This window comes from Bacteroides sp. AF25-38AC (genome assembly GCF_003602995.1).
Lineage (GTDB): Bacteria > Bacteroidota > Bacteroidia > Bacteroidales > Bacteroidaceae > Bacteroides > Bacteroides uniformis.
This window is the reverse complement of the sequence record NZ_QTMD01000005.1, coordinates 87,347-102,564: the sequence shown is the minus strand read 5'-3', so window position 1 is coordinate 102,564 and position 15,218 is coordinate 87,347. Positions and strand designations below refer to the sequence as shown.

The 15,218-nt window shown below is 47.0% G+C and carries 18 protein-coding genes; 4 read left to right on the top strand and 14 right to left on the bottom strand.

Annotation, left to right across the window (positions count from 1 at the left end):
- Positions 1-99: 99 nt before the first annotated feature.
- Positions 100-741, bottom strand: coding sequence for a hypothetical protein (locus tag DWY55_RS05140; RefSeq protein ID WP_004288678.1), 642 nt, complete (start codon positions 739-741; stop codon positions 100-102).
- 479 nt (positions 742-1,220) lie between these two features.
- Here DWY55_RS05140 and DWY55_RS05135 point away from each other — a divergent pair, with 479 nt between their 5' ends.
- Complete coding sequence (locus DWY55_RS05135) at positions 1,221-2,084, top strand: toprim domain-containing protein (RefSeq protein WP_004288680.1); 864 nt, start codon at positions 1,221-1,223, stop codon at positions 2,082-2,084.
- A 100-nt stretch (positions 2,085-2,184) separates the two neighbouring features.
- Here the strand turns inward: DWY55_RS05135 and DWY55_RS05130 are convergent, their stop codons facing one another.
- The 3 genes from DWY55_RS05130 to DWY55_RS05110 all read right to left on the bottom strand — a co-directional run bounded on the left by DWY55_RS05130 (position 2,185) and on the right by DWY55_RS05110 (position 3,905).
- Entirely contained in the window at positions 2,185-2,964 is a 780-nt protein-coding gene (locus tag DWY55_RS05130) for a DUF4121 family protein (RefSeq protein ID WP_004288681.1), read from the bottom strand.
- Positions 2,965-3,312: 348 nt separating this feature from the next.
- Positions 3,313-3,615, bottom strand: a complete 303-nt coding sequence (locus DWY55_RS05115; RefSeq protein WP_004288682.1) for a helix-turn-helix domain-containing protein — start codon at positions 3,613-3,615, stop codon at positions 3,313-3,315.
- Complete coding sequence (locus DWY55_RS05110) at positions 3,612-3,905, bottom strand: helix-turn-helix domain-containing protein (protein WP_004288683.1); 294 nt, start codon at positions 3,903-3,905, stop codon at positions 3,612-3,614. The genes DWY55_RS05115 and DWY55_RS05110 overlap by 4 nt, the downstream gene beginning before the upstream one ends.
- 210 nt (positions 3,906-4,115) lie before the next feature.
- Here DWY55_RS05110 and DWY55_RS05105 point away from each other — a divergent pair, with 210 nt between their 5' ends.
- From DWY55_RS05105 to DWY55_RS05095, 3 genes are all read left to right on the top strand, one after another.
- Positions 4,116-4,946, top strand: a complete 831-nt coding sequence (locus DWY55_RS05105) for a phosphoribosyltransferase (protein WP_172556406.1) — start codon at positions 4,116-4,118, stop codon at positions 4,944-4,946.
- A gap of 238 nt (positions 4,947-5,184) precedes the next feature.
- Positions 5,185-5,511, top strand: coding sequence for a helix-turn-helix domain-containing protein (locus DWY55_RS05100; RefSeq protein WP_004288686.1), 327 nt, complete (start codon positions 5,185-5,187; stop codon positions 5,509-5,511).
- A gap of 22 nt (positions 5,512-5,533) precedes the next feature.
- Positions 5,534-6,238: an NYN domain-containing protein gene (locus tag DWY55_RS05095; protein ID WP_004288687.1), complete on the top strand. Its 705-nt coding sequence runs from the start codon at positions 5,534-5,536 to the stop codon at positions 6,236-6,238.
- An 80-nt stretch (positions 6,239-6,318) separates the two neighbouring features.
- Here DWY55_RS05095 and DWY55_RS05090 read toward each other — a convergent pair whose 3' ends face one another.
- The 10 genes from DWY55_RS05090 to DWY55_RS05045 form a co-directional block, all read right to left on the bottom strand.
- A complete protein-coding gene (locus DWY55_RS05090; protein ID WP_004288689.1) occupies positions 6,319-7,098 on the bottom strand; it encodes a PRTRC system ThiF family protein in 780 nt (259 codons plus the stop codon).
- Positions 7,095-7,796 (bottom strand): prokaryotic E2 ligase family D protein, encoded by a 702-nt coding sequence (locus DWY55_RS05085; protein ID WP_032935770.1) that lies wholly within the window; start codon positions 7,794-7,796, stop codon positions 7,095-7,097. Before DWY55_RS05085 ends, DWY55_RS05090 begins: the two co-directional genes overlap by 4 nt.
- A gap of 10 nt (positions 7,797-7,806) precedes the next feature.
- Positions 7,807-8,916, bottom strand: coding sequence for a hypothetical protein (locus tag DWY55_RS05080; RefSeq protein WP_004288691.1), 1,110 nt, complete (start codon positions 8,914-8,916; stop codon positions 7,807-7,809).
- 34 nt (positions 8,917-8,950) lie between these two features.
- Positions 8,951-9,172, bottom strand: coding sequence for a PRTRC system protein C (locus DWY55_RS05075; RefSeq protein ID WP_004288692.1), 222 nt, complete (start codon positions 9,170-9,172; stop codon positions 8,951-8,953).
- Between the two features lie 21 nt (positions 9,173-9,193).
- Complete coding sequence (locus tag DWY55_RS05070; protein ID WP_039953009.1) at positions 9,194-10,168, bottom strand: PRTRC system protein E; 975 nt, start codon at positions 10,166-10,168, stop codon at positions 9,194-9,196.
- A gap of 19 nt (positions 10,169-10,187) precedes the next feature.
- Positions 10,188-10,397 carry a hypothetical protein gene (locus DWY55_RS05065; RefSeq protein WP_005858546.1) on the bottom strand — a complete coding sequence of 70 codons (210 nt, stop codon included), beginning with the start codon at positions 10,395-10,397 and terminating at the stop codon, positions 10,188-10,190.
- Between the two features lie 18 nt (positions 10,398-10,415).
- Positions 10,416-10,628, bottom strand: coding sequence for a hypothetical protein (locus DWY55_RS05060; RefSeq protein WP_004288695.1), 213 nt, complete (start codon positions 10,626-10,628; stop codon positions 10,416-10,418).
- 297 nt (positions 10,629-10,925) lie between these two features.
- Positions 10,926-12,698 (bottom strand): DNA topoisomerase, encoded by a 1,773-nt coding sequence (locus DWY55_RS05055; protein ID WP_004288696.1) that lies wholly within the window; start codon positions 12,696-12,698, stop codon positions 10,926-10,928.
- Positions 12,699-12,770: 72 nt separating this feature from the next.
- Positions 12,771-13,046, bottom strand: coding sequence for a DUF4099 domain-containing protein (locus tag DWY55_RS05050; RefSeq protein WP_004288697.1), 276 nt, complete (start codon positions 13,044-13,046; stop codon positions 12,771-12,773).
- Positions 13,047-13,100: 54 nt separating this feature from the next.
- The gene (locus DWY55_RS05045) at positions 13,101-14,939 is read right to left on the bottom strand and encodes a DUF3945 domain-containing protein (protein ID WP_004288698.1); all 1,839 of its coding nucleotides are present in this window, start codon (positions 14,937-14,939) and stop codon (positions 13,101-13,103) included.
- Between the last annotated feature and the right edge of the window lie 279 nt (positions 14,940-15,218).

Sequence of the window (15,218 nt, the reverse complement as noted above, 5' to 3'; positions counted from 1 at the left end):
CACAGGTTCGATTTCTGCAAATATTTTCATTCCTTTTAATTATAGTTTTCAACAAGAGAAAAAAATAAAAACATGTGCTAAATTAAATGCATTAAGAATTTATTTATTGTTTGGGGTGTTGACTTTAAAGTTGGAAATTTTGCTTCGCAAATCATTAGAAAGATATACCCCTTGAATCTTTATTTTGCATGAATAAACCAAAAGCACTAAAAGAGCAAAAATACAAATGACGACTATTTCACTAGGCGCCAAAAAGTTTGGAACTGACTTGGGCATGAAAGCACCTGCAAAGAGATCTACTAAACATAAGATTATGGCTCCCACCTTTCCTAAAGCACTCTTTACCTTTCTTGATTTTTGTATCTCTATATCGCTTACAATTTGTGCAATCACAGTATTATTGGTTTTCATTGCATATTCTTTCAACATAAATATCGAAACTTCTTCATCCTTAAATAGAAAAATATATTTCCCAATTAAGGGTACTGCTAGTGTACATAATGCAAAGAGGATACAAGTAAAAAATTTCACAGTCCAAATACAGACAATACCTAATATTACGAATGGAATCAGGTTTATTAGAGTTAAATCCTGAAACGTAATTCCAGGTTCTTTTTGGGGACAACACACACCTAAATACAAATCTGTAAACACCAATAGAATAAGGACATTTGTCCATATATCCGTATCATAAATCTTGTGGTTGTCAAATAACGCAATCAAATCTTTCATGTTGTTCATAAATACTTTTTTAAATTAATAGTTTATAGTAAAGCGGCAGTCAACAGTTTTTAAATTTCCATTGTATTAAAATATAGAGTTTATACAGAAAAGAAACAGGGCTATTGGTTATCAATATCCTAAAACCTTATTCGATATAATGTCTACAGATTATACCATTCAAATATATTATGTGTTATTGGATTCTACAAATATACAGATACTATTCAGAATGTCATAACTTCTCCATAAATATTATTTTGTACAGTTTTGTTTTACTTATAATTCATGCCTTTATCATACTTTGCGGCATTGTTGCATGAAGGAGGTGTGCATGCCAAAACAGAAAAGTTTTTTTGAGCCATTCATGTAAAAAGGATATACAGGATGTCATCTGATGACTTTTAATGACATCTGATGACACTGCTTTTTATGTTTCGGATATAAAGCGGTTCTTTGTCGTGTATTAATAGTGAACTAATCCATGAAAATGAGATGCCATGAACATACAAGAAGCAAAGAACATCAGACTTGTTGATTTTTTAGCCGGATTCGGATACGAACCGGTAATACAGCGTGGGAACAGCGTATGGTACAAATCGCCCTTCAGGACGGAAAAGGAGGCCTCTTTCAAGGTTGACCTCCATAAGGAATTGTGGTATGATTTCGGTCTGGGGAAGGGAGGGGACATTATAACGTTGGCCAAGGAGATTTATCGGACACAAGATATAGGTTATGTACTACAGTGTATTGGGGATAAAAGAGCCGTACTGAAACCGGTTACTGTTTCCTGTCCGTTTGAAAAGGCATATCTCGCCTTTCAAGATCTGAAAATCATTCCTCTTGCCAACCGGATACTGCTTACTTATCTGAAGGAACGGTGCATCGATCTGGAAACTGCCCGAAAAATATGCAGGGAAGCTCATTTTAAACGGAATGGGAAGAATTATTTTGCCATCGCTTTCCCTAATATTTCCGGAGGGTACGAAATCAGGAACAGGTATTTCAAGGCTTGTATTGCTCCCAAGGACATCAGTCGCATCATTAGCACGCCGGAAAGCAGGATTTGCTATATTTTTGAGGGGTTTATGGATTTTCTGTCTTTCAGACCGGCTTTTCCATCTTTGGAAGAGGGGGATTATATAGTGTTGAATTCTGTCAGTAACTTACAGAAGGCTTTTTCTTTCCTTTCACAATATGACGGCATCCGTTGCTGTCTGGATAATGATACCGCCGGGAAAAATGCGGTGCAGGCATTAAAGGACAAATACGGAATCCGTATATGCGATTTTTCGCATGAATATTCCGGATATAAGGATCTGAATGAATATTTGTGCAGGAAGAACAATCTGCTCCATATCTAATAGATGTATTGAAAAGACTGCCTGATGATATACCCTTGTTTCCTTCCTGTCATATGTGGCAGAAGAAAACAAGGGTGATTTTTCATGTGGTGATACTATGTTAATAGTAGAATGTGGTCAGATGCGTTTTATGGTCTTTTACAATCTTTACTTCATGCATTTGTCCGTATATCTCACGCATGGATACCGGACAATCCATCTTTTCCCATTCTTCCGGGGAAATCCTCATGTCGGAATGCCTGAAACACAGCATGACCATTTCCTGAGAATCCTCTTCTGCGAATATGGTACCTTCATGGTCGTTGACAAACTGTTTGAGTCCATCCTCATCCTTACAGGATATTTCTCCGACGTACATATCCTCGCTCGGCCGGGTGTTTTTGCGGATATGGATTTTGAACCATTCCCGGCTTTCCGGCTGTTCAGGTGCGCCACACTCCCACAGGGCTATTTTCGCATCGTAGTAAACCTCCCCGTTTTCACATGCCCCGTAATGCCCCCAATGCTTGAAACGGCCGGTAGTCCATGCCTTGAACCTTACATCGCCTGCCTTTACCAACAGACACTCACCGCCATGCATATCGCATTTGATACCCTCTTTGTCACGGGACACGAATGGAACACGGGAAAAATCCCGGAGTATAATGTTATCTCCATATACGGCATCTATAAAGAACAGCCGGGAACGCTCACCATAACCGGAAACAAAGAACAGGTTGTCTCCTGTCCGTGGATACCGGTCAGAGCGTGTCTTTTCGATGTGTTCCACCATGGTATTCACTTTATCTATATCTTCCTGTACAAGTCCGTGTATCCGATCATACCAGTAGTTCAGGCGGATGAAAGTTTCTTTGCTATACTTGTTTGTTGTCTGAATCATAATTTTCTTATTTTGTGATTAAACATTTCCGGCTTTGGCAAAGCCGGTATTTCTATCTCTTACATGTCAGACATTTGTCTTTTGCTCTGATAGTGCAAGGCTTGGCGAAAAAATACCGCAGCGAAGCGAGGATGATTTTTTCAGCCAACCAGTCCGAAGGACCGCCTTGCGCATCAGAAGCAAAAGGCTACCTTTACATGTAAGAAATAGAAATGCTGACCGATATATGATTCCAAAATAAAAAAACTTATAATCTGCCGGTTCTGTAATAAGAAAGCCATGAAACCCTCTCTTTTTATCGTTTCCATGACTTTCTTATGTTTATGTCGTGATACTTGGAAACGGGTATTACCAATGATCAAATGTTTCCACCCTGTTTTTTTCCAACAGAACCAGAATGTCCTTTTCCTTATATAAAAGTTTGCCTCCTACTTTGTAATAGGGCAGCCTGCCGTTCATTCTGTAATCAGCCAGCGTCCTTCGTGTCAGCTTTAATTTCTCCGCCAACTCGCTGTCGGTAATGTAACGCTCTCCGTTCAGAACCGGACGAAAGTTTTTCTCCTGGTCATCCAGCATTTTGGACAGGGTGCTTATGTTCCGAAAAAAACGTATAATCTCAGGGCTTTCTTTGGTCAGTATGAATTGAGTCATAAGGATTCGGGGGTTACATGGTGAATACTGTTTTCCAAATAACGTATAATATCCTGACGCCTGTAATATACCTTGCGGTCTATATGGCTGTAAGGGATAATCCTGCTTCTCCGAAGTTGCAACAGCTTTCGGGGCGAGACATTCATAAGCATACACGCTTCCTGATTGTCAATCCAGTCATCCATACTACAGATGCCTCCTCCGCATGTTTCACGCATTTTCTTTTCAACGGCTTCCAAAGCCTCATTCATTTCCATGAATGCCTTAGCTTCGATACATACAAACTCCATAAACTCTGCTTTTTTTGTCCGGCACGAAAATACGGGAAGTAAAAGTCGTGGGCAAAAGGATGTCATCAAACGGCATCAGATGTCATCAGATGTCAGAGACCGCTCTGTTTGGGGAAGCAAAGTAAAAGAATGGCTAAAAGTCTGTTTCTTTACCGGAAAAACAGTATTTTTATCTCGGACAATCTGTCCGAAAATAAAAAAACAGGAAATATGGAACTGATAATCAATGCAACATTATTACTAGCGGCTATCGTTCTCTGGATATACGGACAATACTGGAGAAAAAAGTGCGGCAAGGTGCTATGCCAATATGCAGCAGCCTACGATGAGCGGGAAGACAGGGAGAAACCGCTACGTCAAGCCATCATAGCAGGAAATCCTCATGCACCGCTGCTATATGCGCTGACTTGTCCTGAGCTGTTTGATAAAGTCCGTCCGTTGCGATTGTTCTCATTCGGGAGCATTCGCTGCGTGTTTGCCGGCTATTATTTTCCCAAACGCTTTGAAAGCTGGCTTTGTGATGACCAGTTGGCATTCGTGCAAAAAGTATATGATTTCAAGGATGGAAAAGACAGCTGTACGGAATATTTTTCACAAGCATTCCTGCTTCTTTCCACTGATGAGGATATTACTGCCATGTTTATGCCGTGCAGCACATCAGACCGCTATTACAGACGTTTCTCAGGTATTGCCAGTTTTCTGGAAACGCATGGCTATGTCCGTTCAGGACTGGATTTAATATGCATTACGGAAAGCAGGGAGTGTAAACACGCCTCAGAAAAACGCTCTGAAATAAATACCGCCAACTATATGATGTCAAACGATCTGTACGGAAAGCGCGTGGTGATTGTCGATGATTTGCTGACCAGCGGAGCCAGCCTGATGGAATACGCCCATAATCTGGAAAGGGCCGGTGCCAAAGTGGAAGGTGCTGTATTTCTTGCCCGTACCTTTCAGATGCCTTCGCCGGCAAAAGTAAAACGCCTGGTATGGAAACGCCATCTATCAGTCCTGATCTGGAGAAGGTCTGACGACCTGTAAATTGTAAAGTTTACATTCGGATTTTACAATTTTACACCTCGAATTTTTACATTTCAATTTCCCCTATACTATTTTTATATCTGTATTTTATTGATTTGCAGTGTTATACAATTTCTTATCCAATATAAACGGATAATGTGGCATACATTTTTCACTGAACATGGCATATACTCTTGAAAGTGCGCACAAGAAAAGGGTATTCCAGTAATAACCTTTAAAAAGACAGGAGAAAATTGCCATGATGTATATAGACAATGAAGTGCTTGAAAAAATGATAATGACCATAGTGGAAGGTTTTGACCGTATAGAAAAGAAACTGGACAGGATGGGACGCGTGAAGGACTGCCTGAACGGAGACGAGCTTTTGGACAACTATGACATTGCCAAACTGCTAAACGTGTCATTGCGGACAGTCGCCCGTTACAGGGAAAAAGGGCTGATCCGTTATTACCAGACGGACGATAACGGGAAAAACTTCTACAGAAGCTCGGAAATACAGGAGTTTTTACAGAAACGTGGGAAAAAAGATAAGGGCGGGAATACCAACATGGGAAAGTTATGCTAACTTTGTTTCATAAACAGTTGTTATGAAGACAAATGCCAATTCAAGATATACCGTTGCAGTCCTTATTGACGGGGATAACGCATCCTTTGAGAGGATGGAAGATATAATGGGCTTTGTTTCCCGTTACGGGGATGCCGTTGTGAGACGAATTTATGGAGACTGGACGAGGAAAGCGCTTTCCGCATGGAAGGAAAGTGCCAGGGAGCATGGATTCAGGCTTGTACAAGCTTCCTCCCATGTTCCCGGAAAGAACACGACGGACATTGCACTGGTCATAGATGCGATGGATATTCTTCGGGACGGGCAGGTGGACTGTTTCTGCCTGGTGGCCAGTGACGGTGATTACAGCCTGCTTGCCCAACGGATACGGGAAGCCGGGGTGAAAGTGCTGGGATATGGGGAAGGAAAGACCCCGGTGTCATTGGTACGGTCCTGTTCCGTATTCCTGTATGCCGACCGGAAGGAAAGCAAGGCAGAGGAGAACACTCCCGAATTTTTTATCCGAAGGGATATGGAGTATTTCGACAAGGCTTTTGAGCAGGCGGCTGACGGCAAAGAAGAGGTTTCCCTTTCACTGATCGGCGGTGCATTGAAAAAAATGATGCCCAAATTCAAGGTCAGGAGATATGGATGCAAGACATTGGGCAAACTTTATGAAAAGTTGGACCGGTATGAGCTGGTCATGACGGAAAAGGGAGTGGCAAATGCCGTACGGCTGAAATATTAAACCGCATGGCAGGAGTGTTCCAAAACGTCAGTTTCTCCTATACATCGTTTTATGTATCAGGAGAAACTGACGTTTGTGTTCTATACCGGGATGGGGTTTACCCGTAACGTGTCAAGATTGAGATAGGCTCCCCGGTAGAACGTTCTTCCTTCCCTGAGCATGCGCCACAGGACGTCGCATCCGATTTGTGCCAACATGGAATTGATGAAGAGATCCTGCTTTTGCAATGCCTCCGTCAGCGAGCAGCTCGGTCCCGAATCCTTCTCCCTGATGGTGGAATAAGGGACTTCCTCCGTTATGACGTTCATCTTGGGTATAGGCAGGTATTCAATGGAGGAGGGCTGCGGTATCTTGCTTTTGACATTTCCTATCAGTACTTGTCCGGTGGTCTGAGCATTGCCGAAATCCATCCAGTATATCGGTGATTTCTCGTCATCGTATGAACGTTCCCTATGCTTTTTCAAAAAACGCCACAGACCGGTCCGTGAACGGGTGGTATCCGTGCAGGTGATGATGATATTCGCCAAAACGGAATCTGATGTTCCTGACGGATAGCATTGCCTTTTTGCCTCCCATGAAAAGCCGAAAAAGCGGTTGATACGGGTTACAAGTGCCACCGCCTTGTTCAGTCCGAGCTCGGATTCGCTGAACAACTGGCGTCCGATATTCGCTTCCGTGACAGTATCGGGGTCAAAAACCGTCACGTGCAGGCCCGGATGTCCGAGTGCCTGCAATGCGATACTCATTCTTGCCAGATTGGTGGCCACCTGCGATCCGGTTCCGCCCGCACCGATTACGAAAACGGTTACGGGATGGTGGGGATTGAGCAGGTATCTGTCTGTATAATGAATCTTTTTCATACCAATAAGTCTTTAAGTTGTCTGTCCATAGGTTTCAATTCGTTATAGTCAAACGGATTGGTCCGTGCCTTTTCCGTCACCGAAACCAGATTGCTTTCGGTGGGGTTCCTGCTTCCTCCCAAATGGGAAAATTCACTGAGCCAGAAGCGTTTTTCCCAATGCTCAAGGAGTTTTGAGAAAGTCATGTTTTCCGGAGGAGTCAACGAGGCATTTCCCAGACAGACACTGCTTCCCGTTACATTGAAAAACGGGGCAAGGAAAAGCGGGCTGTCTTCTGCCGGTGCTTCTCCCTTATAGGCAAAAATTTCCAGTCTGTCACCGGAAACCCTGTAAATGACACCGGGTACATGGAATGTCCCGTCCGGAATATTCAGCCTTTCGGAAAAGAACATCTGCCGTTTTCCCGGAGGATTGTACCAGATGTACCTCTCGTGTCCCTTGCGTGTATCGCACCACAGCATATTGGCGGGGATTTTCCCATGCGGTACATCCTGCCGGTTATCCGTATAGTATTCCACAAGGGAGTCCATAAATTCATACGTAACGGGGACGGCAGCCTCCATCCGGCCTCTGTCGTTGATCGGATGCAGTTCGAGATAATATGTCCCGTGTCCATAGCGGCCATCACTGTATTCGTAAGCAATCAGTGCCGCTTTGGGAACCATCACCTGTTGAAGTTTCTTAGTCAGTTCATTCATTTCATTCGTTTTAAAAGTTGTCATCAATATAGTCTGTAAAACGCACCAACCATCTGGAAAGCCTTTCCGGATAGTCATCCATCTGAAAAAGACAGTCTGTTTCCGGTGTCAGTAGCTTGTAAGTGACCGGAGTAAGGGCATAGACCTCCCGGTAGTCCGAATTCATATACTCCTTGACACACTCCGCCAGTGTATCACCAGTAGAATAGACCAGCATGACCTGGCTTTCCATTCCCACCGGGGGAAAATCGCATTCCTCTTCATAAGCCCAATCGTACTGGTAGCCTGTCAGGACCGGGCTTTCCGGAGTAATCAATGCCATGCCGTCCTCTATCAGTTCCAACAGCTTCAGCTCTTTTTCCTTTTTTGTCCGGTAATTCCGCACAGCCTCTTCCAAAGACTTGCAGAACGGTTTGCCCGACATCCGTCTGAGTGCTTTCATCCGTTTTCCAGACTGATAGGAATCCGCCAGCCGTCTGTTCGCCCTGATTTCCTTCGGGGAAGCATCGGAATCCCGGTTTCCCCAGTCTTCCAGCTCTTCTATGGCAAAGTCATAATAAAATGTCTCGGTAACATCGTACAGCCCGTGATGCCGGACAAATTGCCGGATGAACTCCCTGACAATGTCCTTCAATGGTGCCGGAAGCCGTTCCGTAAAATCAACCGGAATCCAGAACAAAGCAGGTTCCGGCCAGTCGTGATGGCGGAACAGACAGAAATGCAGCCTTCCGCTTTTCTTTTCCAGATTGATACACTCCGGTACACACTCTTCCATAACTCTGTACAACTCGGTAATATTCAGGCGGGGGCACCCCCCTTTCCTGTATCGGAAAGGGAGTTTTATGCCCATAAGTTCCGCATATCTTGATGCCGACCGGTAGAGATAGTCAAAATTTTCCGGAGTCGTGAGATTGATCGGAGAATCATTATCCATATCCTGATGCCAATAATCCGGTGCAAGGGGTGTGATTCTACCGGTCAGAAAAGCATTGTGCTTCCCGGTGGCGGAAGTATCCTTCTTTTCCGTTCCGAGGTTCCCCTTCGGATGTGGGACGAACTTACTGAGAGAATAATCAGCCGTGCCAGTCCATCCTTGGCTTGTTCTGAAAGCTGTCTGCATGTTTCCTTATCCTTTTTTTTCTTGTTCATACCGCTTACCCTTTCACTCCGATGGTTGTCTTGAAGCGGTAAACCGCCTTGTCGTCCTCCCACTCAGGACCATATACCGTTGCCGTGGTCAGTTCAGGGTAGGTCATGGAATAGAAGTCCATCACCTCGTTTACGGACAGTTCGCTGTTCGGATCATCCAACACGAGCTCCATAGAGTCCTTCTTGAATTTGAATACTCTCTGCAATCCTTTGATTTCAAGTGCCATATTATTTTTCTTTTATAGGGTTTAACAATATACCATATCCATTTGTGCCATATCCGTCATGCGGCATTCCTTCGGAAAGTCCGGATATTCCGCATAAGGGTCCTCCCTGAGCAGCTCCCGGTCATCCTCGTAATCCTTGTCGAAGTTATACATTGCAGCCTCCTGCACCGTTGCATACTGTGACGGAGCCGGTTGTTGCATCCAGCGATTGTCCGCCAATTGCGGTTGCGGCACCTGTACCGGTTGATGGAACTGGATGTCTTGCGGTTGTGGAGCAGCCTGCTGAGGAACCGGTTGCGGTGCAGGTTGCCTATATTGTACGGGCTGGACTTGCGGCTGTGCAACGGGTTGCGGAGCCGGGGCAGGCTGTTCGGGCATGAACATCGGAACTTGCTCTCCGCTCCGGTATTGTGGCGTCGGGGCTGCCATCGATTGTGGAGCCGATTGCTGCAAGGATGGCTGTGGAGCAGTTACCGGCGGCTGTACCATGTCGAACAGACTTCCCTCGGATGCCTTCTTCTGCACTTCCGCCATTTTTTTGTCAATGTCCGCCTGTTTGTCCGGCTGTGCCAGTACCTTAGCCTGCCTGAACCAGGTCAATGCTTCGGAATAATGCTTTCCTGCCGTGGCATCCTCAGCTTTCTTCAACAGTTTTTCCATCTTTTCCCGTTTTTCACGGGCTTCCTTGGACTCCTTTTCCACCGTAGGCTTGGAGGTTTTGCTTTGTGAAACCGCCTGCTCTGCCTGCTTCTCGAACGATTCCAGGTTGGTAAGGATACCTTGCGCTTTCTGTACGGGTGCACCGACAGCCTGCAGGAATCCTGCATCCAGTTCTTCCGGCGTACCGTTCAGGATGAGCGGGACAATGCGTTCTCCGGCCTTTACTCCCGACCGTCTGGGAACGACGGCTACCGTCAGATTGTCGTTTACCCGTCTGATGTTGATACTCAGGTCTGTGCCTGTCGTAATCATTTGGTTGATTGCTTGAAAAAACATAATGGTAAAATTTAAAATGTTATACATAAGTTTCCTTGAAAAAATCCTTCAGGATTCTCTGCCTGTCCGGATTCGAGGCGATGCCTTTCAACGGTTCCAGATAGTAGCCGATACGTCTGGGCCCGTCTGTCGTACAGGGAGGCTGTCTTTTGACAGGTGTTGTCCGGTTTGTGGCAGGCCATGCAGCCGGCATGACCGGAGCCGAGGATGTAAATGTGTAAGTTCTCATATCTTCTGCATTTGATGGTTATACAAGCATGCCCATGACAATCAGGACAAGGATTGTTTTCAAGACAAAGGTGAATGTCCTGAAGGCGAGACGGACCAGTGTTCCGGACATAAGGAACAGGACAGACAGATACACGGGAATGACGCCCTTGCAGTAAAGCAGGCATATTCCCGTAAGCAGAACCAGTGCGACCACTTGCCTGCAGATGTTTTCGATGAATTTCAGTTTCATGTCTTTAAATTTTTAAGAATGAATAATCCCATCGGGATATGTTTTCCCGATTTTATAGGCCTCCGGCCCTTGGATTGCCTTTTTGCGCAAGGCTTGGCAAAAGAAAATACCGCAGCGAAGCGAGGATGATTTTCTTTTAGCCGACCAGCCCCTGAAAGGGGCCGCCTTGCGGCAAAAACGAGGCAATCCAAGACCTTTGCCGCTTAAAAGCGGAAAAACGTATCTTGTACATATATAAAAAAAGAGGCACAGACCCCAGTCTGCACCTCTTCTGTTCCGTACCTTCCGCCCAGCCGTCTATATGGAACCATGCGGCCGTTCATCTTCCGAAAGTTTCCGGAAAATCTCACCGGTAACCTCATTTACCGTTTCCAATACACCATCCAGGAATTCTTTCTGTGTGAGTTCTCCCCGTTCAATCCGTGCTAGCTCCGCTTCCCAGCCGGAGGTGAGGGAGGAGTCAGCCACTTTCATTCCGCGTACCGTTTCATATAAAAGAAGACCTTTCGGGGTCGGGATAATGTATTTGCCCGAATACCGGATATATTTACGCTCCAGAAGCGTACGGATGATATTCGTGCGCGTGGATGCGGTTCCCAGACCGGTCTTGTCCATATAGTCTGCCAGTTCCTCATCCGTATAAGGGGCAGCGGGCAGCGATTTCCTGTGTATAAGACTGCATCCCGTTACCGGCAGTTTCTCCTCCCGAAAAAGTTCAGGGGGTACGGGACAGAGGTCGTTGTCTTCCGCGACAAGCCGTTCCCTCTGAAAGATACCGAGCCACCCCGTTTCCAGAATACGGTATGTACGGATTCGGAACTTGCGTGCGGCACAGACCGCTTCAACCGTCGTATATTCCACCTTGCAGGGCGGCATGAACGTTTCAAGCATCCTGCCGACAACAAGGGTGTAAACCAGCCTTTCCTCCCTGTCCAGTTCCCCCGGCTGTATGCCGGTGATGACAATGGCATGATGCTCCGCCGTGTCCTGATTTCCGGTTACGCCTTTCCTTGCAGCAAGGTCGATCATACCGGCATATTGGCGGAATTCCTTGCCGGACAGCAGCTTTTCCATAACCGGAGGCAACATGTCATACATGTCTCCGGGCAGCAGACGGCTGGAAGTGCGCGGGCAGGAGATCAGTTTTTTCTCGTACAGGCTTTGGGTAATTTCCTGCACCCGTATGGCTGTCAGGTTATGGTAACGGTTCGCATCCTTCTGAAGCCCGGTCAGGTTATAAAGGGCAGGTGCGGTGATTTCCTCAGTCCGGCTGCTGACTGCCGTGATACGGGCATATCCTGCCGCCTTGCAGTCCTCGTAAAGTTCCAGGGCATCCCGGCGGTTGCAGAAATCTTCCACATGCCGCATCTTTATTATCTTCCCGTTCTTGCAGAGGCTGACGAATACGGGCCAGCTGTCTGCGGGAATGTGATTTTCCCTTTCCCTGTACCGTCCGCTTATCGCTGCCAATACAGGGGTCTGTACCCTTCCAAGCGAGTTGTTCCCGAAACCGACCGCCTTGCAGACGGCATAGCTCGAATTGACTCCAAGAAGCCAGTCGGCCTTGTTGCGGCTGTCTGCCGCCAAAAACAAGTTGTCGAACAGGCTGCAAGGACGAAGGTTTTCCATTCCTTTGGCAATGGCTTCGTCCGTCAAGGAGGAGATCCACAGGCGGAGGCAAGGTTTCCTGCATCCCAAAAAACGATAAAGATACCGGAACAGCATTTCCCCCTCGCGGGAAGCGTCGGTTGCCGCAACAATGGTGTCACACGCATCGAACACCCCGGCTATCACCTTCAACTGGAGCACCGCATTGATGTCGGGATTCCATCCCGTGTCCGTCTTTACATGCCGTACCGTCAGAAAAGGAGGCGGCAGCAGGGGGAAGTTCTCCCGCTCCACCCATGCCGTACCGGTATCTTTCGGCATCGCCAGGGAAAGCATGTTGCCGTATGTCCATGTTACCATGTATCCGTTTCCGCTCATATATCCGTTCTCTTTTCTGTCAGCTCCCAAAACCCTTGCTATCTCTCTGCCCACATTGGGCTTGTCAGTCACTATCGCTATCATATTCTTTTTCCTTTTGATGTTCCGTACCGTCAGGAACGGCACGGAACGTGAGTTATACTTATTGTTTCCCGGTCAAACTGCCGCCTCCTCCTTCTGACGGAGACCGTTTATTTCCATAACCGGCCTGCCGTTGCCGTCGGGTACCAGCTTCAGCGTGGCATCCATTGTCAGGCTGAGGACCGAAATATGGAGTTTCAGCGGAACGATGCCCGTTTCCTTTCCTTGCAGCAACAGTTCCATGTTGCCTTCCGCTTCCAGTTGTTTCTTACTGATACCTGCGGCCTTCAGACCGTCCCAGTCGATATCTTCCGTCTTATAAATATGACGGGTATTCTGATCCGTATTCATACGATTCGTTTTTTTTAGGTTTGTATGATTGATTCTGTTTCTCTCCGAGCAGGTCTATACCGCCTGCGATGCACCCTTCTTCTGCTCCTGCTGCTGTCCCTGTGCGGTTTCCGTCTGTGTGGCACGGCGGGAAGTGTCCCTGCGGATGTCCGGATTTTCCTGAAAATACTGCAACTGCCCGGAATAGGGATTGACTTTCAGGTAGGAACTGAAGGTCTGCCCGTTGTTTTTCAGCCCTTCGACAAGCAAAGTCTTGCCATCCTGGAGGTTCGCTTTTTCCTGTGCCGTGAACACGTGCCCGTAAACCTCCGCCGGAATACGCGGTGCCTGCTGCTCGTTGAATCCGTTCGGCGTGCGTGAATACATCGTCCTGCCGGTATTCATATCCAGCTTGACGAACGAGGAGAATTCCTCCCCGTTGCGCCCGATCATGTTTTCCAGATAGACCGGCTGTCCCTTGCGCAGGGTTTCCCTGTCTTCGGCAGTCAGCTGCACGTTGCAGATTTCCTTTGGAATATAAATCTCTCCGGTTTCCGGATTGTGCCGCGTGTAGTTCGGGCGCCCCGTTACCTTGTCTATCGTTACAAAGGACGAGAAGGTGTCATTCCTGTTCCTGAACTTCATGTCTTCCACCAGAATGGTATGTCCTTCGCTGAGCATTTTTATCTGGGTGGGCGAGAGAGGCACGCCTCCGATGGAACGTTCGTTGAAAATCTGGTTTTTCGGAAAGATGAATTCCAGTCCCCTGCGCTCGGCACTGTACTGGAGTGTGGCATCGAATTCCTTGCCCGCTTTGGAAGTCATGCCCTCCACTTTGACAGGCTGTCCCTCCTTCAGCAGCCTGATTTCCTCTGCGGTAAGTTTGACCCCGCTCACTTCCTGCGGGATGTAAACGTGCTCCTGACGGACGGCAACCAGCTCGTTGGTGCTCTTGTCGATGGAAATCAGACAGGGGGTATATTCACTTCCGCGCAGATTGAGTTCCGCCACACGCCCCATGTTGCCGGTCTCACGCAGGTTCTTCTTGTCCTCCTCGTTAAAGTTAAACCCGAAATAAGGACGTTCCAACTGCGGTTCCTTGCGTATGCCGTGAATGGCAAGTCCCACCTGTCCGTCCTGTTGCGGGATGAGTGAGAGCCTTGCATCCAGTTTGGCTGTCAGCAAACCGGAAAGATGGATGGTCAGGGGCACCAGTTTGTTGGTCTTGTAGCCCTTCAGCATGGAATCAAGGAGTCCCTGCTGTTCCAGCGAAGCCTTTGAGATTCCGACCTTTTCCAACTCCTCCCAGTTGACCATGTTCTCATTATACCGGTAACGCGGTCCTTGCGACTCCTGCGCTGCCTGTTGAGCCTGGGGCTGCTGCTGTTGCTGTGCCGCCTGCTGTACTTCGCTCTGTTGCAGGGGTTCCTGCGGTTGTGTCTCTTTGTCTGCCATAGCTGTTGTTTCTTTTTGGTTTACACTTTGTTCCTTCTTGTTTTCTCTCGGACGGATTTCGTAGCGTTTGAGGAACTCTTTCACCGCATCCGTCTGCTTTCCCTCCGACAAATCCCTGATGGCCTGCTTGTTCACCTTGTAGTCGTGGTAGGTCATGCGGAGCAGGCGGAAATGGGTAGGTTCCTTGAGCTGGCTCCAAAAATTCTTGATGAAGTTTTCGAGAATACTCGAATTCTTGTCGAATTTCAGGAATGAGTTTTCATTCTTCTCGTCCGCCGGAACCGTCTTCGCTTTTCCGTCCTTGTCAATTTCACTGACAGCCTGTACTCCGAATTTCGGATCGTTCTTGTTATGAACCAGCATCAATTCCGTAATCTGTTCCACCGGGAGAGCATCACTTCCGGCCTTCGGCTTCCGAGTCCGTTTGGGCTTTTCGTTCGGGGTCTTTTCTTGTGCCATACCTTTTCTTTTAGGGGTTAATGAATTGCTTTGACGCTTCAAAGGTATGGGGTATTTCCAAATAATATGCTGATTTTCAAAAAGGTGTCATCAGATGTCATCAAATGTCATCAGATGTCATAAACACGACTGTTTCCAACGGCTAAACCGTGAACGGAGAAGAGGGGAAGTGAATGAACGGAAAGAGAGAAGATACGTGAGGCAGAAGGGAAAAAGCCTGCGCATCCGACACCAGAAAAAGAGCAGGCGGACAGGAAAGAAAACCATGCAGAACAGAGG